Raw genomic sequence first — 4,214 nt, 5'->3', positions numbered from 1 at the left:
TTGGCTAATTAACCTAATGACTGCGGCTTCTCTTAATGGGAGACTTAAATGCCTCCCCCAAATGTCTTAGAACTAGAGAAATTCACTCAATGTCCCTGAGTTTAATGGTTGGCTTAAGTATCGAAAAGTGGGAGCTCAAGTAGAGCTACACCTGAAAGTAACCTACACGGCTTTGCCTGGTACAAATCATTTATTTCATACATTAGAAGCAGCTTATCGCCCTAAAGAAAAAGTGTTAGTACCTGCCATGGTATTTTATATCGACACTAATGGGTATACTGATATGTTGGTAGATATGGCATTGATAGACTTAGATGGGGCAATATATACTTATCATGATCGCAGCATAGATGATATCTTAGAGATACATTGTTTTTATGCTTATATGTAAATTGAGCCATGAGGCATCATAGAGAGGTTGATTCACTGTTACAATCAGTTTAATGAAAAGGCAAACAGCAATGTTTGTCTTTTTTTATTCGATATTTTATTGTTGATAGTGAGATAGTTAGCCATTGGTTGAGAAAAAAAATAAAAAAAGTGCTCAAAAAATATCCATCGAGCCCCTTGCTCTTAAGTATATAATAACAAAAGGAAAAAATAACTCCTTTTTCAACCCAAAAGTGATCAAACCAGGAAAGAGGGATCAGTTCCAAAATAAATGGAAGAAAAAGGAATTTAAGCGGTCAAAACACCAAGGAAACATAAAGGATCAAACCAGGAAAGAGGGATCAGTTCCAAAATAAATGGAAGAAAAAGGAATTTAAGTGGTCAAACAATCAAGGAAACATAAAGGATCAAACCAGGAAAGAGGGATCAAACGGGTTTGGAAAGCTCGATGTGATACAGGCCTAGGAAAATACAGCGATCAAATGATACAGGATTTGATTGTAAAACATACACAAGATAAGTTACAAGATTGAGTAAAACCGTGGATCGGTGACAAAGACAAATAAAACAAAGTAATAGTGCGAGTTACAGAGAATAGGTAATCAAGAGAAATAGTGATCAAGTTTATGTAGAGTATATAGGTGATTCATATAGTTTTAAGCATTGGTGAAGTAACAGCAATTGTTTAAAACTAGTGAAAGTAAGGTGATCAACAGATCATCTCTCACAAATAATAAATAATATCAAAAAGCTTTGACTATTGAGAGTCAAAGCTTTTTTTATGCCCTGAGGTTTACATTATTTTGACCTTATAGGCAGGCTTTCTCTAAAATAGCCTTTCCAATCATTGTCATATCAGGCTTACTTTTTTATCTTAGGAATAGAACTCATCTACCCTACTCTTAAACAAGCTCTTTAATAACACCCCCTGCCTTGCACACAGCAAGCTTGTGCTTGAAGATTCTAACCAACCTTAAAACCAGCTGTTTTGAGGCGCCGATATACAGCAGTATATAAGGGTTGGACATAAATAAGGGAGAAAAATAGAAGAGTAGAACTCGCCTCAGCTTTTAATAATGAGCTGCAAATAGTGCGTGTTTAGCGTGATTTTCGATGAGTTTTGTAGAAGAGTGTTAGACAAGGGCTCATTTTTTCCGCTGATTCCGTTTACGGGGAACCTTGTCAGCGCTATGGACTATTGTTAAGATTAGCCCGATAATATTACGCATGAAGGCATTTTATGATTTTTTTGTCAGTGATTTTCGCATAAAAGACAGCCAGCGAATAAGAAAGAGCCCCAAACTGCTGTTGCACTTTTGTGTAATAGCCGCCTTGTTTTGTGGGGTCTATGCTATAGTATGCCTGTCGATCGGCTTTGTGTTAGCCGTGTATGTAAACCTGGGTTTATTTGTATTGTTTGTAGCCTGCATTTTTTTACACAAAACCACCATTTCTTTTCATCATATCAGCCAGGTTTTTTTGGTTGTTTGTTTCGCTGGGTTGGTCGCATTTATATACCTGTCGGGTGGCATAGCATCAGTGGCACTCTCCTGGATTTGTTTTATTCCCATTACAGCTATTTTGTTAATAGACCTCAGGCGAGGCGTTGTCTGGCTTGGCTTAGGAATATTGGTTATTTTGGGGTTTGCCATAGCAGGTACATTGCCCAACCAACTGCCCAAACAAGGGCACATACTCTATAGTGTGATGCTAAATACAGGGCTTGCTTGTATGATTACCTGGCTTACCAGCATTTTTGTACAGATCAAAGAAAAAAGTCAGCAGGTGATCCAAGCACAAAACCTTGAATTAAAGATTCAAAAAGAGGAAATGCTGGTGCAAAACGAAGAGTTGTTGCAGCAAAAGGAAGAAGTAGTGACCCAGCGGGACTTTATCGAGAAGAAAAACCAGGAAATGAAATTTTTGAATAATAAATTGGGCAGTAGCGAGCGTGTATTGCGAAAAGCAGTGAAATCGTTAAGAGAATCTCAACAAAAAATAAGTAATAAAAATGAGGTACTCGAACAACGCGACCGATTTATTCAAAAAAGCATTCGTTCAGCAGTAACGATTCAGGAAACCTTATTGCCACACCCTCAAAAACTGAATGAGTTGCTGCGTGACTATTTTATTATTTATTATCCCAAAGACAAAGTATCGGGTGATTTTTACTGGCTAAACAAGGTAGCGTGTCATACTATACTAGTAGTGAGTGATTGTACCGGGCACGGTATTCCGGGGGCTTTCATGACAATGATTGGCAACACCTTGCTTGATAAAATTATCAATACCGAAAAAATCACCAGCCCTGCGGCTATACTTGATGCCTTACACACTGAAATACAGTTGGTATTGCGTCAAAAAGAAACCCAAGATATTAATGGCATGGATGCCGCTGTTGTAAGCCTTGAGCAAGCAAATGGTGCCCTCACCCGGTTGACATTTGCTGGAGCAAAAAACTCACTGTTTTACTTGCCTAAAGGCGAATCGTTATTGTATGAACTGAAAGGAGCACGCAAATCGTTGGGGGGTATACAAAACGAAAATAAACAGTTTGTGAACCATGTACTGAACCTGGCCCCCGAAAGCCTGATTTATTTGGGGTCAGACGGGTTGCAAGACCAAAACGATGTACATCGAAAAAAGTTTGGCAAAGACCGCCTGATCAGGATGTTAAATCAAATAGCCTTGTTGCCATTGTCGGGGCAAAAAGAGAAAATAGAAGAAGCCTTACACCAGCAAATGATCAATACCACTCAGCGTGACGATATTTTGTGGTTGGGCATACGCATATAAAAGTGAATAATATTTGTGTGAAGGTAAACAGTAACTAATATTTTACTATGATGGATGTACAAACCTACCAAGATCAATTTGTTGAATTTCGCCCTTCACTTAGTTCTTATATATACCGTTTGGTGGCACACCACCAAAACACTGAAGACATAGTGCAGGAGGCTTACATCAAGGCTTTTCAGCACCTGGCAAAGTTTAGAGGTGAGTCTTCTTTCAAGACGTGGGTTTTTGCCATTGCTACCAATCTTGCCAAAGATTTTCTAAAAAAAGAGCAACGTTGGCAAGAAGACTATCAAGACCGATGCCGCGAAGCCACTTATGCTTCGCAAGAGATTCAACAAACTATGGCAGACATTGCCCAAAACTCAACTTATGGTCAATTTGTATTGCGAGAACACATAGACTATTGCTTTACTTGTATAAGCAAAACCCTGATGTTGGAAGAACAGGTTTGTGTGATTTTAAAAGAAGTATATGCCTTTAAAGTGCGTGAAATTGAAGTGATTATGGAGTTGAGCGAGGGACAGGTAAAGTATGGACTGGCCAATGCCCGCGCTCGTTTGCGCCATATTTTTGATAACCGTTGTTCGCTTATTAATAAAAATGGCGCCTGCCATCAATGTTCTGAACTGAACGGGATGTTTAACCCCAAACAAGTATTTGCAGTAGAGGCTAACAAAGTAGAGATGGTGAAAGCGCAAGACAAAGCAAATCATGAACAATTGCTCAATTTAAGGCTACAGCTCATACAAAGCATAGACCCTATCAATGCTCAAGGTTTTGACCTGCACAACTACATGTTGGAAAACATGCCTCATCATGTAAAATAAATGCTCTGACTGACAGTAGTTTATGAAAAAAAAGTGTTTTTTTCTCAGTTTTTCATCCGTTTTTGTCAAGCAAAAAGTCTAATAAACAAAACAAGGCAGATTGCTTTGTACTATACTTTATTAATTAACCCAAGTTGCGGGATATAAGTAAGTCTGCCAAAATAGTATTAATTTAAAGGTGACAAAACCAAAATTGAA

At 38.3% G+C, this 4,214-nt stretch carries 3 protein-coding genes; all 3 read left to right on the top strand.

The window, feature by feature from the left end; translation table 11 throughout:
- The first annotated feature begins 127 nt into the window (after positions 1 to 127).
- On the top strand, positions 128 to 391 hold the full coding sequence (locus tag Q0954_RS33045; RefSeq protein WP_299466037.1) for a hypothetical protein: 264 nt from the start codon (positions 128 to 130) through the stop codon (positions 389 to 391).
- 1,226 nt (positions 392 to 1,617) lie between these two features.
- Positions 1,618 to 3,186, top strand: coding sequence for a SpoIIE family protein phosphatase (locus Q0954_RS33040; protein ID WP_299466034.1), 1,569 nt, complete (start codon positions 1,618 to 1,620; stop codon positions 3,184 to 3,186).
- 47 nt (positions 3,187 to 3,233) lie between these two features.
- Entirely contained in the window at positions 3,234 to 4,016 is a 783-nt protein-coding gene (locus Q0954_RS33035; RefSeq protein WP_299466031.1) for an RNA polymerase sigma factor, read from the top strand.
- Positions 4,017 to 4,214: the final 198 nt, after the last annotated feature.

Source organism: uncultured Microscilla sp. (assembly GCF_947493425.1).
GTDB lineage: Bacteria > Bacteroidota > Bacteroidia > Cytophagales > Microscillaceae > Microscilla.
Note: the sequence above shows the minus strand (reverse complement) of the source record. Positions and strands in the feature narration are given on the sequence as shown.